General features: G+C 64.7%; 12 protein-coding genes. 9 read left to right on the top strand and 3 right to left on the bottom strand.

The window, feature by feature from the left end:
* Positions 1-83: 83 nt before the first annotated feature.
* Genes IVB45_RS29455 through IVB45_RS29445 form a run of 3 tightly spaced genes read right to left on the bottom strand, consistent with a single transcriptional unit; the run spans position 84 to position 3,851 of the window.
* Positions 84-878: an IclR family transcriptional regulator gene (locus IVB45_RS29455; protein WP_247358408.1), complete on the bottom strand. Its 795-nt coding sequence runs from the start codon at positions 876-878 to the stop codon at positions 84-86.
* A gap of 17 nt (positions 879-895) precedes the next feature.
* A complete protein-coding gene (locus tag IVB45_RS29450) occupies positions 896-2,629 on the bottom strand; it encodes an FAD-dependent oxidoreductase (RefSeq protein WP_247358409.1) in 1,734 nt (577 codons plus the stop codon).
* A 7-nt stretch (positions 2,630-2,636) separates the two neighbouring features.
* Positions 2,637-3,851: an ABC transporter substrate-binding protein gene (locus tag IVB45_RS29445; protein ID WP_247358411.1), complete on the bottom strand. Its 1,215-nt coding sequence runs from the start codon at positions 3,849-3,851 to the stop codon at positions 2,637-2,639.
* 351 nt (positions 3,852-4,202) lie between these two features.
* Here IVB45_RS29445 and IVB45_RS29440 point away from each other — a divergent pair, with 351 nt between their 5' ends.
* The 9 genes from IVB45_RS29440 to IVB45_RS29400 all read left to right on the top strand — a co-directional run bounded on the left by IVB45_RS29440 (position 4,203) and on the right by IVB45_RS29400 (position 15,324).
* Positions 4,203-5,504, top strand: a complete 1,302-nt coding sequence (locus tag IVB45_RS29440; protein WP_247358414.1) for an MFS transporter — start codon at positions 4,203-4,205, stop codon at positions 5,502-5,504.
* Positions 5,505-5,768: 264 nt separating this feature from the next.
* A complete protein-coding gene (locus IVB45_RS29435) occupies positions 5,769-7,118 on the top strand; it encodes an extracellular solute-binding protein (protein ID WP_247358416.1) in 1,350 nt (449 codons plus the stop codon).
* Positions 7,119-7,173: 55 nt separating this feature from the next.
* Positions 7,174-8,091 carry an ABC transporter permease gene (locus IVB45_RS29430; protein WP_247358418.1) on the top strand — a complete coding sequence of 306 codons (918 nt, stop codon included), beginning with the start codon at positions 7,174-7,176 and terminating at the stop codon, positions 8,089-8,091.
* Entirely contained in the window at positions 8,088-8,993 is a 906-nt protein-coding gene (locus IVB45_RS29425; RefSeq protein WP_247358420.1) for an ABC transporter permease subunit, read from the top strand. The genes IVB45_RS29430 and IVB45_RS29425 overlap by 4 nt, the downstream gene beginning before the upstream one ends.
* Before the next feature lie 8 nt (positions 8,994-9,001).
* On the top strand, positions 9,002-10,108 hold the full coding sequence (locus IVB45_RS29420; RefSeq protein ID WP_247358422.1) for an ABC transporter ATP-binding protein: 1,107 nt from the start codon (positions 9,002-9,004) through the stop codon (positions 10,106-10,108).
* Positions 10,109-10,129: 21 nt separating this feature from the next.
* Entirely contained in the window at positions 10,130-10,621 is a 492-nt protein-coding gene (locus tag IVB45_RS29415) for a (2Fe-2S)-binding protein (protein ID WP_247287812.1), read from the top strand.
* A gap of 2 nt (positions 10,622-10,623) precedes the next feature.
* Entirely contained in the window at positions 10,624-13,011 is a 2,388-nt protein-coding gene (locus IVB45_RS29410) for a xanthine dehydrogenase family protein molybdopterin-binding subunit (protein WP_247358424.1), read from the top strand.
* Between the two features lie 11 nt (positions 13,012-13,022).
* Entirely contained in the window at positions 13,023-13,820 is a 798-nt protein-coding gene (locus IVB45_RS29405; RefSeq protein WP_247358425.1) for a xanthine dehydrogenase family protein subunit M, read from the top strand.
* Between the two features lie 16 nt (positions 13,821-13,836).
* Positions 13,837-15,324: an amidase family protein gene (locus tag IVB45_RS29400; protein ID WP_247358426.1), complete on the top strand. Its 1,488-nt coding sequence runs from the start codon at positions 13,837-13,839 to the stop codon at positions 15,322-15,324.
* The last annotated feature ends 3 nt before the right edge of the window (positions 15,325-15,327 follow it).

Genomic DNA, 15,327 nt, shown 5'->3' with positions numbered 1-15,327 from the left:
TGATTGAACCGAGTGGCTGCGGCGTACTGGATGCCCCGCCTTCGCGGGGCATGACAGCCGTAGTTGTGCGGGCAGCCAGCCCCTCACTCCGCTGCAGCCGTCATCCCGTGACCAAGCCGTTTCGAAATGCCGCCCGCGCAATCGCGCAAAGCATGGGCGATCGGGCTGTCCCACCGCGCGTCAAAAGTGCCTTCCGGCCCCATCGCGGTGATCACCAGCGCGACATGGCCGGAATGGTCAAACACCGGCGCAGAGAATGCGTTGACGCCGGGCAGGGGGTCGCCGAGCGCGCGGGCGAGGCCGTGCTTGCGGACCTCGGTGAGCATCTCGGCGAGCTTCGCGCCTTTCACGGCGCGCTTAGGATTGTAGCCGACGCCGTGACGATCGAGGCCGCTTTCGAGTGCGGCGTTGATCGTCTTCTCCGGCAGGAAGGCCGCAAACGCCCGGCCGGTCGCCGTCTCCAGCAGCGCCATCACCGAGCCGGCGCGCATCACGATGTGAACGGGCTGGCCGGGTTCTTCGAGCTGCACCACGGTCGGGCCGTGCGTCCCCCAGACCGCGAGCGAGACCGCATGCCCGATCTGACTTGCGAGCGCCGCGATCTTCGGTCCTGCGATGCGTACGCCGGACAGGCGGCGCAGGCTGATCAGGCCGAGCTCCAGCGCCAGCGCGCCGATCTCGTAACGGCCGGTGGTCTCGTCCTGCTCGATCAGGCCGATGCGGGAGAAGCTGGCGAGATAGGGATGCGCCTTGGCCGGCGTCATGCCGGCCTCGCGTGCGAGATCGCGCAGCATCATCGGCTCGCCGCTGCGGGCGAGGGCGCGGAGCAATTCGCCGCCGACCTCGATCGACTGGATGCCGCGGCTTTCTCTCTTCATGCGCCTCCTGGCGTGGCTTACGCCGCGTTGCGCTTGGCGGCGCTGTCGGCGAGATGACGGCCGGCAATGTAGCCGAAGGTCAGCGCCGGCCCAAGCGTGATGCCGGCGCCGGGATAATTGCCGCCCATGATGCTCGCCATGTCGTTGCCGGCGGCATAGAGCCCCGGAATGACCCGTCCTTCCGCATCGAGCGCCCGCCCGTTCTCGTCGGTGACGATGCCTGCATAGGTGCCGAGATCGCCGACCACCATCTTGATGGCGTAGAACGGGCCGTTCTCGATCGGCGCGACGCAAGGGTTCGGGCCGTGCAGCGCATCGCCCTGATAGCGGTTATAGGCCTTTGACCCCTTGCCGAAGGCGGCGTCGTGTCCCTGCGGTGCGGTCGCATTGAACTGCTTGACGGTCTCGACGAGCGCCATGCTGTCGATGCCCGCCTTTGCCGCGAGCGACTCCAGCGTCTCGCCGCGCATGAGATAGCTGGTCTTGAGGTGATGACCTAGCGGCATCGGGAATGGCGGCACGCAGCCGAGGCCGTATTTGCGCAGGGTCGGGTGGTCGCAGACCAGGTAGGCCGCGATCTCCTCGCCGGGCTTCGCCGCCTTGACCATGGCCTGGACGAAGTCGTGATAGGAATTGCCCTCGTTGGCAAAGCGCTTGCCGTCACGCATCACCGCGATCACGCCGGGTTTGGCGCGGTCGATGAAATGCGGCATCACACCGTTTGAGCCGTCCTTGCGCTTGGTGACCGAGACCGGGACCCAGGCTGCCGCGTTCGGGAGCCGGTCCTCGACATGGCCGCCGGCGCTTTCCGCAAGCCGCAGGCCGTCGCCGGTGTTGCCGGTTGGTCCCGGCGAAAAATGCTCGTTCCCAGTCGGCGCGTGTGGAAACATCTTCTTGCGCCGTTCGATATCATGCGGGAAACCGCCGCAGGCGAGCACGACGCCTTGTCTGGCACGAATGCGGACGTCGCGTCCCTCGTGGGCGACAATGGCGCCGGTGACAGTGCCGTTCTCGACCGTCAGCTCGCGCACCGGCGCGGACAGCCACATCGGGATCTTCAGATCCTGCGCGGATTTTGCCAGTCGCCCGGCGAGCGCATTGCCATTGGTCAGCGTCATGCCGCGGCCGTAGCGCAGCACGTCCATCAGATGCCGCGACAGGCGCTTTGCGACATAGACCGCCGAATTCAGCGACTTCGTCACACGCATGAAATGGACGATGTCCTTGCCGGATCCGAGCATCATGCCGAATACGGTCAGCTCGGGCAGGGGCATGCCGAGGGTCTTGATCTGGTCGCCGAGCTCGCGGCCGTCGAACGGGCGTGCCACCATCGAACGACCGCCCTGGGTGCCGCCGGGCGCTTCGGCGTGATAGTCCGGAAACACCAGCGGCATGTCGAAGCGCAGCGCCGTTTTGCTGGTGAAAAAATCGACCGCCTCGGGGCCGGCGCTCAGGAACGCATCGACGCGTGCGGCGTCAAAGTTGTTGCCGGCTTCATGGCGCAGGTAGGTCCGCGCCTGCTCGGGCGTCTCCGCAATGCCGTAAGCCTTGGCCAGCGAGGTGCCGGGAATCCACAACCAGCCGCCGGAGCGGGCGGTGGTGCCGCCGAAGCGCGGCTCCTTCTCGACGATCAGGACGTCGAGACCGCGATAGCGCGCGGTGATCGCGGCCGACATGCCGGAGCAGCCAGATCCGGCCACGAGCACATCGCACTCGTAAGTCTCAATTGCGTTGCGCTCGTTGCCGGTCATGCAGGCCTCACTTCTTGAGCAGCGGACATTTGGACTCGGAGACCGGACGGAAGGCGTCCTCGCCTTTCACCGTCTTGATGATCTCCAAATAATCCCAGGGTTCCTTGGACTGCTCGGGTGTTTTCACCTTGGCGAGATACATGTCGCGAATGACGCGGCCGTCCTCGCGCAAGCGTCCGCCATGAACGAATGTATCCTCGATTGGCAGCTCGCGCATCTTGGCCATCGCCTTGGCGGGATCGTCGGTGCCGGCGGCCTTGATGGCCTTGAGATAATGCAGCACCGAGCCGTAGACCCCGGTCTGGATCATGGTCGGCATCACCTTGGTGCGCTCGTAGAATTTCCGCGACCAGGCGCGGGTTGCCTCGTCCATGTTCCAATAGGACGCCGTGGTCATGTAGGTGCCCTGCGCTGATTTGAGCCCGATCGCGTGCACGTCGGTGTCGAACATCAGGAGGCCGACCAGCTTCTGCCCGCCCTGGACCAGGCCGAACTCGCCCGACTGCTTGATCGCATTGTCGGTGTCCTGGCCCGCATTGGCGAAGGCGACGACGTCCGATTTGGAGCTTTGCGCCTGGAGTGCAAAGGAGGAGAAATCGGCCGTGTTGGTCGGGTGCTTCACGCCGCCCAAGACCTTGCCGCCCATCTCGTTGATGAAGCGCGTGGCGTCCTTCTCGAGCTGCTGGCCGAAGGCGTAGTCGGCGGTGATGAAGTACCAGGACTTTCCGCCTTCCTTGATTACGGCGGATGCCGTCACCTTCGACAGCGCGTAGGTATCGTAGGTGAAGTGCACGGTGTTCGGGCTGCAAAGCTCGTCGGTCAACGAACTCGCGCCGGGGCCGGAGAGCAGCGCAATCTTGTTGCGCTCGCGCACCATGTTGTGGACGGCGATCGCGATGCCGGAGTTGGGGATGTCGACGACGGCATCGACCTTGCCGTTGTCGAACCAGCCGCGCACGATCTGCACGCCGACGTCGGTCTTCATCTGGTGGTCGGCGCTGATGATCTCGATCGGCTTGCCGAGCACGGTGGGCCCGAATTCCTCCACCGCCATTTTCGCAGCCTCGACGGAGCCCGGCCCGCTGTTGTCGCGGCCCCAGCTCGACAGATCCGTAAGCACGCCGATCCGCACGGCGTCGTCGGAGACTTGCGCGTTCGCAACGGTGGTCATGGCAGCCGAAGTCATGGCCGCGAGCATGGCGCAGGCCAAAAGCCCTCTCATCGTCGTTCCCTCTCGTTTATGGGCCGCTTGGCGCGGCTGGTTGTTGTGACAGCAAGTTAGATAATGATGAATAAGTTTGTCAATGGCGAATAAAGGGCTCTGCGTCGTCCCGGCGAAGGCCGGGACCCACACCGCGTGATCTATTGATCCCGGGCGGTCGCAGGACCGGAGCACGGGTGTTCGCCAAACTCCTCCCTGTGGTTATGGGTCCCGGCGTTCGCCGGGACGACGGTGGGAGGCCGTGGCGCGAAAAATCTCGCATCGTGATCTGGGGGAGAACTAACACTCCCGCAAGTTGCAACCGCCATCGCGATTGGCCATGATGGCGCCCAGGAATCTTGGGACATGGCGATGACGGCAGCATCGGGGGTCTCCAGTGCGGCGGAGAAATCGACGACGGCGCATGTGGTGTGGGCGAGCGCGCTCGGCACCGCGATCGAGTGGTATGACTTCCTGATCTACGGCACGGCGGCGGCGCTGGTGCTGAACAAGCTGTTCTTCCCAAGCTTCGATCCCTTCGTCGGCACGCTGGCGGCGTTCTCGACCTATGCGGTCGGCTTCGTCGCGCGGCCGATCGGCGGCGCGATCATTGGGCATTATGGCGACCGGCTCGGCCGCAAGAAGATGCTGGTCGCGACCATGATCGCGATGGGACTGGGCACGTTCCTGATCGGTTGCCTGCCGACCTACAGTCAGATCGGAGTCTGGGCGCCGATCTTTCTCGTCATTTTGCGCTTCGTCCAGGGCATCGGACTCGGTGGCGAGTGGAGCGGCGCCGTGGTCATGGTGGCCGAGCACGCCGGCAACCGCCGCGGCTTTTACGGCAGCCTGGTGCAGATCGGCTTCCCCGTCGGCGTCGCCGCGTCCACTGGCATTTTTGGTCTGATGACGCAGCTGCCCGAGGCGGACTTCCTGAGCTGGGGCTGGCGCGTGCCGTTCCTGATCAGCATCCTGCTCGTCGGCGTCGGCTTTATCGTGCGGCTGAAACTCGCGGAGACGCCGCACTTCAAGGAGGTGCTCGAGCGCAAGGAGGTGCTGGCGCAGCCGGCGCTGGAAGTCCTCCGCCGCGACTGGCGCAGCTTCCTGCTCGCGATCGGCATCACGGTGTCCGAAGTCGGGCTCGCTTATCTCCTCACTGTTTTCACCGTGGTCTATGCCACGACGCAGCTCGGCCTGCCGCGGCAGGTGATCCTCAATGCGGTCGTCTATGCCGCGCTCGTCGAGCTCGCGACGCTGCCCCTCGCCGGCTGGCTGTCCGACATCTTCGGCCGCAAAGCGCTGTATCTCGCCGGCGGCGTGTTCTCGGTGGCGCTGGCGTTTCCGTTGTTCTGGTTCCTCGACACCAGGGACCCGGCGCTGATCACGCTCGCGCTTGTCGTCACGATGACACTGACGCATGCGTTGCTGTTCGGGCCGAAGGCGGCCTTCATGCCGGAGCTGTTCCGCACCCAGGTGCGCTACAGCGGCGCATCGCTGGGAGCCAACGTTGCCGCCGCGCTGAGCGGCGGCTTCTCGCCGCTGATTGCGACGGCACTGCTGGCATGGGCCGGTTCTTATTGGGCCGTGTCGGTCTACATCATTGCACTGTCGATCGTCACCATCATCGCGACGCTGATGGCGCCGGAGAGGGCGCGGGACCAGCTCAGGTCCTGAGGATCGCCTTCATCACGTCTGCCGCGCCAGCGGGCCCGCACGTTCGAAGCTATCGTTTTTGTGTGCACGTCCTGACTTCTTCTTATGCGCGCTGCCAAAAGCCGATGCAGCGGGGCGAACCATTAGCCGCGTTTATGCGGCGAATTTTTACTTCCAATTTTACTTCACGACATCCCGCCCATAGCCTCCCTCGCAATTGATCACATCCGCAGCCGGTCAATGGCGACCGGTGCGCAGCGTTCATCGTAGCCAACGAGGGTTGCCATGCTTGACAGGGACAAGGGGACATCCACTGCCAATCCGGCGGGGACGAGCGACAAGCCTGCGAAAAAGCTGAGCCGGCGCACGCTGTTGAAGGGCGCTGCGGCGGTGGCCGGCGCGGCCGCAGGATCGGACGCGATCCGCGGATTCCCGACCATCTGGGCCCAGGAGATCAAGGACATCGAGCTGCGCCATGTCGGCGTGTCCTATTCGGTGGTGAAGGCGATCGGCGACCAGGCGGCCAAGGATCTCGGCTTCAAGGTGACGATGCAGAACCTCGACACCTCCGCCGCCATCAACCGCTTCATAAGCCAGCCTAATACGGTCGACATCGCCGATCTCGAGGGGTGGCAGGCCAAGCTCGCTGCCAAGCGCGGCGTGATCCAGGGCATCGAGGTCAAGAAGGTCAAGGAGTTCGACAACATCCTGCCGATCTTCACCAAGGGCGAGATCGACGGTCACAAGATCCCGCGCCAGGGCATCTCGCCCTACGAGGCCATGTATATCGCCAAGCCCGATTCGACCGATTTGAACGACGGCGTGACCGAATGGGCCACCTTCCTGCCGCAGGTCTACAACGCCGACTCCATCGGCTACCGCCCCGATCTCGTCGGCCATGAAGTCACCGAATGGAAGGATCTGATCGATCCCAAGTTCAAGGGCAAGGCCGCGATCCTCGACGTGCCTGCGATCGGCATCATGGATGCCGCGCTCTGCTTCGAAAGCGCCGGGCTGATCAAGTACGGCAACAAGGGCAACATGACCAAGGAGGAGATCGACTTCACCTGCAACAAGCTGATCGAGCTCAAGAAGCAGGGCCAGTTCCGCGCGACCTGGACCACCTTCGACCAGTCGGTGCAGCTGATGGCGGCGGGCGAAGTGGTCATCCAGTCGATGTGGTCGCCGGCGGTTGCCGCGGTACGCGTGAAGGAAATCCCGTGCGTCTACGCGCCGGTCAACATCAAGAACGGCAAGGAAGGCTATCGCGGCTGGTGCAACGGCATGGGCCTGATGAAGCATCTCTCCGGCAAGAAGCTGGACGCGGCCTACGAATATCTCAACTGGTATCTGTCGGGATGGCAGGGCGGCTTCGTCGCGCGCTACGGCTATTACAGCCCGGTCCCCTCGACTGCGAAGAAATTCCTCACGCCGGCCGAATGGGCATTCTGGTACGAGGGCCAGCCCGCGCCCGAGGTGGTCAACGACCCCTATGGCGTGCCGATGGAGAAGAGCGGCACCAAGCGTGACGGCGGCTCGTTCCTCGACCGCGTCAAGAACATCTCGTGCTGGAACACGCTGATGGACGAAGCCGCCTACATGAACAAGCGCTGGAACGACTTCAAGGTGGCCTGAAACCTGCTTCACCTGACGTGAACGAAGCGCCGGCGCGGCAATGCGCCGGTGCCAAATGACCGAGTTCGAGGCGTTTGCCGACATGCAGCCAAGCCTTAGTCCAGCCCAAACTCTACCACGCGCAAATCTCGCTGGCTGGCTCTACGTGTCGCCGCTCGTGCTGGTGCTCGTGCCGTTCTTCGTGGCGCCGATCCTGGTCGTGCTGGCCGCGAGCTTTTTCGCCACCGACGGCTTCGGCGGGCTGACGCCGGGCTTCACGCTCGCAAGCTATGTCGAGGTACTGCATTCGGCGCTGACGCTGAAGCTGTACCTGGCGACGATCAAGTTCACGGTGCTGACCTGGGTCTTCACGCTAATCATTGGCTTCTTCGTCGCATACTTCCTGGTCTTCCACGTCCGCAATCAGCTGCTGGCGATTGGCCTGTTCCTGCTCTGCACGGTGCCGTTCTGGACCTCGAACATCATCCGGATGATTTCCTGGATTCCGCTGCTCGGCAAGGAAGGCCTGATCAACCAGGCGCTGCTGGGGCTCGGTCTGATCCGCCAGCCGCTGGAAGTGCTGTTGTTCTCGGACCTCGCGGTGGTCATCGCCTATGTCCACCAGCTTACCATTTTCATGATTGTGCCGATCTTCAATTCCATGGCACGGATCGACAAGAAGCTGATCGAGGCCGCGATCGATGCAGGCGCCAGCCGTTTCGACATCATGCGCCTGATCGTGGTGCCGATGTCCAAGAGCGGCATCGCCCTCGGCACAATCTTCGTCGTCTCGATCGTGATGGGCGATTTCTTCGTGGTCAAGGTGATGTCCGGCGGCGGCTCGGCCTCGGTGGTCAGCGCGTTCTACGAGGACGTCGGTGTATTGCAATATCCGACCGCAGCCGCAAGCGCGGTGCTGCTGACGCTGGTGCTGGTCGCCATCGTCTCGCTGATCCTGCGCACCGTCGACATCAGGCAGGAGATCACGCGATGAGCGCGGTTCTCGCCGACATGCCCAAAACCGACATGTCAAAGACGGTCGCGCCTGCGACGACCAAGGCGATTGCACCGAGCAAGGGCGGCCGGCCGTGGACGTTTTATGTTCTGGCGACACTGTTCGCGTTCTATGTGATCGCGCTGTACGGCCCGATGTTCTGTATCTACGTCCTGTCGTTCCAGGATATCCGTGGCGGCCTCGTGTTCCCGATGAAGGGCACTTCGCTGCACTGGTTCGTCGATCTCTTCACCCAGGTGCGAACCGGCGACGTCAAGGGCTCGTTCGATCGCTCGATCAAGCTCGCCGTCATTGTCACTGTCATCACGGTGGTGGTCTCGTTCCTCGCCGGGCTCGGCTTTCGCAAGCGCTTTCGCGGCGACACCGTCGTGTTCTACATGATGATCGGCAGCCTGGTCGCACCAGGTCTCGTGCTCGGCCTCGGCACCGGTCTGTTGTTCCAGGCGCTCGGGCTCAATGCGAGCTGGTACACCTCGGCGCTCGGCGCGCAACTGTCCTGGACGCTGCCGTTCGGCGTGCTCGTGATGTTCGCGGTGATGTCGCGCTTCAACCAGGTCTGGGAGAAGGCGGCCTACGACCTCGGCGCCAGCCGCTGGCAGTCGATCCGGCTGGTGATGATCCCGGTGCTGGCGCCCGGCCTGGTCGCGGTCGCGCTGTTCGGCTTCACGCTCTCCTACGACGAGTTCGCGCGCAGCCTCCAGACCGCGGGGTCACTGAACACGCTGCCGCTGGAGATCTGGAGCATGACCTTGAACGTCACGTCGCCCTCGCTTTACGCGCTCGGCACGGTGACGACGATCGTGTCCTTCATCGTCATCGGCGCGAGCCTGGGCAGCATCGTGCTGATCCAGAAGAAACGCGGCAGCAGCACAAAGGGTTGAGCTGGGAAATGAAGAGCGATCGCGGCGATATCGAACTGGCGGGCGTCTGCAAGAGCTTTGACGGCGTCAGCAATGTGGTCGACGGCGTCAACCTCAAGATCGCCGATGGCGCCTATTGCTGCTTCATCGGTCCGTCCGGCTGCGGAAAGACCACGATTCTGCGCATGATCGCCGGCCACGAGGACCCGACCGCCGGCGAGATCGTCATCGGCGGCCAGAACGTCGTCGGGCTCGCGCCGGTGCAGCGACGCACCGCGATGATGTTTCAGTCCTACGCGCTGTTCCCGCACCTGACCGTGCGCGACAATATCGCGTTCGCTTTGCGCGTACGCGGCATGTCGAAGGCCGATCGTCTGCGCGCTGCGGATGCCATGATCGAGAAAGTGCGGCTGACGCAGTTCGCCGATCGCCTGCCGGCGCAGCTCTCCGGCGGCCAGCAGCAGCGTGTGGCGCTGGCGCGCGCCGCGATCACCGAGCCGAGGGTACTTTTGCTCGATGAACCGCTCTCCGCCCTCGACGAGCAGCTCCGCGTGCAGATGCGCCAGGAGCTCAGGCGAATGCAGCAGGAGCTCGGCATCACCTTCATCCACGTCACCCACACCCAGCTCGAGGCGATCGCGCTCGCCGATTTGGTGGTGGTGATGGAGCAGGGCAAGATCAAGCAGGCGGGCGCGGCCCGCGACGTCTATGCCCATCCGCACGATCGCTACGTCGCCGAGTTCATGGGCGGGCAGAACGTGCTGTCGGGGCGGGTCGAGAAGGTCAACGGTTCGACCTTTACGCTCGTGCAGGCCGCGCCTGATGGCATCGAGGTCCCACTTCAAGCGCGGTCTACGGTTAGCGTCGGTGACAAGATCGATATCGCCGTGCGCCGCGACGATGTCGCGCTGGTCCGGCCGGGCAGGGAGCTGCCGCCGGGCTGCTCTACGTCGCTGCCGAGTCGCGTGCTCGCGATCGAATACCAGGGCTATTTCGTCAAGGTCATGCTGGACACCGTGCCGGACGACGCGTTCGTCGCCTATGTGCCAGAAAAGACCTTCTTCGCGGATCCGTTCACCGTCGGCGACGTCGTGATGGCCACATGGGCCACCGGCAGCGCGCTTCCACTTTCCTAAAGACCCGTCGCGCACAGGAGTATGATCGTGCAGATATCCTTCACACTCAACGGACGGCCGACCACCATCGATGTTGAGCCGGCGACGCTGGTCGCCGAGCTGCTGCGCGAGCGGCTCAACCTCACCGGCACCCATATCGGCTGCGACACCAGCCAATGCGGCGCCTGTGTCGTGCACCTCGATGGTCTGCCGGTGAAGAGCTGCACGCTGCTGGCTGCTGCGCTCGACGGTACGACGCTGCTCACCATCGAGGGGCTTCACGGCGCCCCCGGTTCGAACCAGATGCATCCGATGCAGGAAGCGTTTCGTGAGCATCACGGTCTGCAATGCGGCTTTTGCACGCCCGGCATGCTGATGACGGCGGTGGCGCTCGCGACCGAGAAGCCGGACCTCACGGAAGCCGACGTCCGCCACGGCCTTGAAGGCAATATCTGCCGCTGCACCGGTTATCAGAACATCGTCGTCTCGGTCATGGCAGGCGCTGCCGCCATGAACGCCGCCAGGGGAGAGTAACCATGGGCAATGTGATCGGGATCGGCGCCTCACCTAAACGGAAAGAGGACCAGCGCTTCCTCACCGGCCGCGGCAATTACGTCTCCGACATCAAGCGTCCCGGCATGACGGCCGGTGTGTTCGTGCGCTCGCCGCATGGACACGCGATCCTGCGCGGCATCGACAAGAGTGCGGCCCTGGCATCGCCCGGCGTCATCGCGGTCCTGACCGGCGAGGATGCCGCCGCGGATAAGTTAGGCTCGCTGCCCTGCGGCTGGGGTATCACGGACGCCAAGGGCGTTCCGATGAAGGAGCCGCCGTTCCCGATGCTGGCGCAGGGCAAGGTGCGCTTTGTCGGCGACATGGTGGCCTTCGTCGTCGCGGAGACGCCGGCGCAGGCCAGCGCTGCAGCCGAGCTGCTGACGGTCGAGTACGAGGTGCTGCCCTCGGTGGTCGGCGTGCTCGAAGCCGTGCGACCCGGCGCGCCGCAACTGTTCGACGACGTGCCGAACAACATCTGTTGCGACTGGGAGCTCGGCGACAAGGCCGCGGTCGAGACCGCGTTCCGGAAAGCGGCACACGTCGCAAAGCTCAGCCTCGTCAACAACAGGCTGATCGGCAACCCGATGGAGCCGCGCGCGGCGATCGCCGAATACGAGCCCGGCACCGATCGCTTCACGCTGTGGACCACCAGCCAGTTCCCGCACGTCGTACGCTTCCTGATGGGTGCGCTGGTGTTGAACATTCCGCAGCACAAGCTGCGCGTGGTGGCGCCGGATGTCGGGGGCGGCTTCGGAGTCAAGCAGTTCCACTACGGCGAGGAGGCCGTGATCACCTGGGCCGCCAAGCGCGTGATGCGGCCGATCAAATGGGTTGCGAGCCGCTCCGAAGGCTACGTCTCCGACCGCCACGGCCGCGATCACGTCACCGAGGCCGAACTCGCACTGGACGAGACCGGAAAGTTTCTGGCCTTCCGCGTCAACACGCTCGCCAATATGGGCGGCTATCTCTCGACTTTCGGGCCGAACATCCCCACCAATCTCTACGGACCGCTGCTCGGCGGCGTCTACACCACGCCGGCAATCTACTGCAACGTGAAGGTAGTGTTCACCAACACGGTTCCGGTCGACGCCTATCGCGGCGCCGGCCGTCCCGAGGCGACCTTCGTGCTGGAGCGCATCGTCGACGTCGCAGCTAGCGAGATGGGGATCGACCGGGTCGAGATCCGCCGACGCAACATGATCCCGAAGGAGGCCTATCCGTATCAGACGCCGGTGCTGGTGCAATACGATTCCGGCGATCCGATGGGATGTCTCGATGGCGCCCTTGTCGCGGCCGACGTCAAGAACTTCGATATCCGCAAGGCGGAGTCGGCGCGCCGGGGCAAATTCCGCGGGCTCGGCTACTCGACCTATGTCGAGGCCTGCGGCCTCGCGCCGTCGCGCTTCGCGGGACGATTGGGCGCGCGCGGCGGGCTCTATGAGAGCGCTACGGTACGCGTGCATCCGACCGGACAGGTGACGGTCATGATCGGCACGCACAATCACGGCCAGGGCCACGAGACGACGTTCGCGCAGATCGTCTCGGAAAAGCTCGGTGTCGCGTTTGACAATGTCGACATCGTGTTCGGCGATACCGATCGCGTGCAGTTCGGCATGGGCACCTATGGCTCGCGTTCGCTGGTGGTCGGCGGCGCGGCGCTGTCGAAAGCGACGGACAAGGTGGTCGCGAAGGGCAAGAAGATCGCGGCGCATCTGCTTGAGGCGGCCGAAGTGGATATCCAGTTCGAGGCCGGAAAATTCTCGGTCGCAGGCACCGACCGCATGAAGACGTTCGAGGAGATCGCGGGCGCCGCCTACGTGCCGCACGACTATCCGCTCGAAGTGCTGGAGCCGGGACTGGAAGAGCAGGCTTACTATGATCCCGTCAACTTCACCTATCCCGGCGGCTGCCACATTGCCGAGGTCGAGATCGACCCGGAAACCGGCACGGTGACGCTGGTCAATTACACCGCGGTGGACGACGTAGGCACCGTTATCAACCCGATGATAGTCGAGGGCCAGTTGCACGGCGGCATCGTGCAAGGCGTCGGCCAGGCGCTGTACGAGAACGCGGTCTATGACGAGGGCTCGGGCCAGCTGCTGTCAGGCTCGCTGATGGACTATTGCATGCCGCGCGCCGACCATATGCCGATGATGAACATCGCGACCCATTCAACGCTGTGTACGCATACGCCGATGGGCGTGAAGGGCTGCGGCGAGGTCGGCACCATCGGTTCGCCGGCCGCGGTCATCAACGCGGTGGTCGATGCGCTGTCGCATCTCGGCGTCACCCATGTCGACATGCCGGCGACGCCGAACCGGATCTGGCGCCTGCTGCAAAATGCATCGCTGCCGGTCGCTGCGGAATAGGGAGGATGACAATGAAGCCGTTTGCCTATCACCAACCGGACCGGATTCCCGACGCTGCTAAACTGCTGACCTCGATCGAGGACAGCAAGCTCGTCGCCGGCGGCATGACGCTGATCCCGACGCTGAAGCAGCGGCTCGCCAGTCCGCCAGCCTTGATCGATCTGTCGAAGCTCGGACATCTGAAGGGCATCAGCGACGACGGCGCCACCATCACGATCGGTGCGATGACGCCACATGCGGTGGTGGCCGCCTCGAAGCTGGTGCAGGCGAAGATCCCTGGTCTCGCCGCGCTGGCCTCGATGATCGGTGACCCCGCCGTGCGCATCCGCGGCACCATCGGCGGCTCGGTCGCGAACAACGATCCGGCGGCCGATTATCCCGCTGGCGTGCTCGGTCTTGATGCGACCATCGTCACCAGCACACGGGAGATCGCGGCCGACGGGTTCTTCCGCGGCCTGTTCGAGACCGCGCTCGAACCTGGCGAGATCATCACGGCGATCCGCTTTCCCGTGCCGCTCAAAGCCGGCTACGCAAAGTTCAAGGCGCCGGCGTCGCGCTATGCGTTGGTCGGCGTGTTCGTCGCGAAATTCGCCGATGGCGTTCGCGTGGCCGTGACCGGAGCGGGCTCCGGCGTGTTTCGTGTTCCGCCGATGGAGGAGGCGCTGTCGCAAAATTTCGATCCGTCCGCGATCGCGGCGATCAGGATCGATACCGACGGTCTCACTTCCGACATCCATGCCGAAGCCGACTACCGTGCGCATCTCGTCACGGTCATGGCCAAGCGCGCCGTCGACGCGGCGCTCAGCTAGCTCTTTAGGGTTGATGATGACTAATGGTTCCGGCCGAGCGGCCCTCCCGCCGGCGCCGACTGGCCTTGGTGCGCTTTCTGCAACCGAGATCATGGCCGGCTACCGGCGCAAGGCGTTCACCCCGCGCGACGTGGTCGACGACACCATCGCCGCGCTGGAGGCGACGAACGAGGCCTGCAACGCGGTGGTGACGCCGATGTACGAGCAGGCGAGGGCGGATGCCGATCGTCTCACCAGGGAGATGCACGCGGGCGAAGCCAAGGGCCCGCTCGCGGGGGTGCCCGTCACGATCAAGGACCTCGTCTTTGTCGCGGGCGTGCCGGCCTATGGCGGCTCGCCGATGAACAAGGCCTTCGTGCCCGATGTCGACGCGGCGGTTGTCTCGGCGCTGAAGGAGGCGGGTGCCATCGTCACCTGCAAGACCACGACCTGCGAGTCCGGTTACAAGTTGACGGCGGACAGCCCGGTCACCGGCACCACGCGCAATCCCTGGGACCCCGGTCGCACCAGTGGCGGATCGAGCGGCGGCGCGGCGGCGGGTGTTGCCGCCGGCTGCGGTCCGATCGCGATCGGAACCGATGGCGTCGGCTCGATCCGGGTGCCCTCGTCCTTCTGCGGGGTGTTCGGCCTGAAGCCGACGTTTGGGCTGGTGCCGCGTTCGCCCGGCTTCTCGCCACCGTCCTGGGGGTCGCTCGCGCATACCGGGCCGATCACGCGCACGGTCGCGGATGCTGCGCTGACGCTGGAGATCATCGCCGGCTACGATCTGCGCGATCCCGCGAGCCTGCCGGTGGCGGCGCGGCGGTTCGACACGAAGGCCGCGCCGTTGAACGGCATTCGTATCGGCGCCAGCGTCGATCTCGGCTACGCCGCCGTCAGCCCCGATGTGCGCTCGGCGTTCGGCAAGGCGCTGGCCATTCTCGATGCCTGCGGCGCGCAGGTCACCATGGATGGTCCCGGCCTCGATGCCGGGATCCTCGAACACACGCTGAAGCCGATCGCCTTCACCGAACAGGCGGCCGCGGTCGCGACCAGGACCACGGCCGATCTCGCCAGCTCCGAAGCAGATTATCTTGACGTCATCAGTGCCGGCCGACGCTACAGCGGCACGGACTATATCGAAGCGGGGTATCGCCGCGGCCAGGCTCGCAGCGGCTTCCTGAAGCTTTTCGAGCGCGTCGATGCGCTGGTGACGCCGACCGTCGCGGTGACCGCGTTCGAGGCTGGCCGCATCGGCGTCGACACGGTCGACGGCAGCAAGGTCGATCCGCATCTCGGCTGGTCGCCCTTCACCTGGCCGATCAACCTCGCCGGCCTACCGGCGGCGACCCTGCCCTGCGGCTTCGATCGCGATGGAATGCCGATCGGCTTGCAGATCGTCGCTCCCTGGCTCGACGAGCCCACGATCTTCCGCATCGCCGCTGCGTTCGAAGCGGCGCAGCCCTGGGCGGTGTTCTGGCCGTCACTGGCGCTCCGCGAAAGTCCCGCGCGCGCGAAGGTATGAAGC

Source organism: Bradyrhizobium sp. 4 (assembly GCF_023100905.1).
In the GTDB taxonomy this organism is placed as follows: domain Bacteria; phylum Pseudomonadota; class Alphaproteobacteria; order Rhizobiales; family Xanthobacteraceae; genus Bradyrhizobium.
This window is presented reverse-complemented; position numbering and strand designations above follow the sequence as displayed.

Excerpts from the sequence above, each read along its gene's own strand:
- IVB45_RS29455 (WP_247358408.1), bottom strand. The coding sequence starts at position 878 with ATGAAGAGAGAAAGCCGCGGCATCCAGTCGATCGAGGTCGGCGGCGAA.
- IVB45_RS29450 (WP_247358409.1), bottom strand. The coding sequence starts at position 2,629 with ATGACCGGCAACGAGCGCAACGCAATTGAGACTTACGAGTGCGATGTG.
- IVB45_RS29445 (WP_247358411.1), bottom strand. The coding sequence starts at position 3,851 with ATGAGAGGGCTTTTGGCCTGCGCCATGCTCGCGGCCATGACTTCGGCT.
- IVB45_RS29440 (WP_247358414.1), top strand. The coding sequence starts at position 4,203 with ATGACGGCAGCATCGGGGGTCTCCAGTGCGGCGGAGAAATCGACGACG.
- IVB45_RS29435 (WP_247358416.1), top strand. The coding sequence starts at position 5,769 with ATGCTTGACAGGGACAAGGGGACATCCACTGCCAATCCGGCGGGGACG.
- IVB45_RS29430 (WP_247358418.1), top strand. The coding sequence starts at position 7,174 with ATGACCGAGTTCGAGGCGTTTGCCGACATGCAGCCAAGCCTTAGTCCA.
- IVB45_RS29425 (WP_247358420.1), top strand. The coding sequence starts at position 8,088 with ATGAGCGCGGTTCTCGCCGACATGCCCAAAACCGACATGTCAAAGACG.
- IVB45_RS29420 (WP_247358422.1), top strand. The coding sequence starts at position 9,002 with ATGAAGAGCGATCGCGGCGATATCGAACTGGCGGGCGTCTGCAAGAGC.
- IVB45_RS29415 (WP_247287812.1), top strand. The coding sequence starts at position 10,130 with ATGATCGTGCAGATATCCTTCACACTCAACGGACGGCCGACCACCATC.
- IVB45_RS29410 (WP_247358424.1), top strand. The coding sequence starts at position 10,624 with ATGGGCAATGTGATCGGGATCGGCGCCTCACCTAAACGGAAAGAGGAC.
- IVB45_RS29405 (WP_247358425.1), top strand. The coding sequence starts at position 13,023 with ATGAAGCCGTTTGCCTATCACCAACCGGACCGGATTCCCGACGCTGCT.
- IVB45_RS29400 (WP_247358426.1), top strand. The coding sequence starts at position 13,837 with ATGACTAATGGTTCCGGCCGAGCGGCCCTCCCGCCGGCGCCGACTGGC.